This window comes from Corynebacterium glyciniphilum AJ 3170, from assembly GCF_007673095.1.
GTDB lineage: Bacteria > Actinomycetota > Actinomycetes > Mycobacteriales > Mycobacteriaceae > Corynebacterium.
This window is the reverse complement of the sequence record NZ_VDYZ01000242.1, coordinates 1-268: the sequence shown is the minus strand read 5'-3', so window position 1 is coordinate 268 and position 268 is coordinate 1. Positions and strand designations below refer to the sequence as shown.

Here is a 268-nt window from a genome sequence, read left to right as displayed (position 1 = left end):
CCGATCCCCACGACACCCTCCCCCCTGTCCACCCTCAAGACCTCCACGCTCCCATCTTCCAACCCCACCTCACCCCACCCCAGAACCTCCCCACCCTCTTCCATCACCCCCACAACACCTTCCCCAACATCCACATCCCCATCAACACCCCCCCCATCCCTTTCCTCATCCCCCCCTCCCAACCCCCCCCCCTCCCCCTCCCTCAACACCCTCATCCCCCACCCCCCCTCCCTCCATCACCCTTCCCCCCATTCTCCAATATTCCCCA

At 64.9% G+C, this 268-nt stretch carries 1 protein-coding gene; it reads right to left on the bottom strand.

Annotated elements, in window-relative coordinates; translation table 11 throughout:
* Window positions 1-215, bottom strand: a 215-nt coding sequence (locus FS507_RS20040) for a hypothetical protein (protein WP_222121473.1), incomplete at its 3' end; no start/stop codon positions are given.
* Between the last annotated feature and the right edge of the window lie 53 nt (window positions 216-268).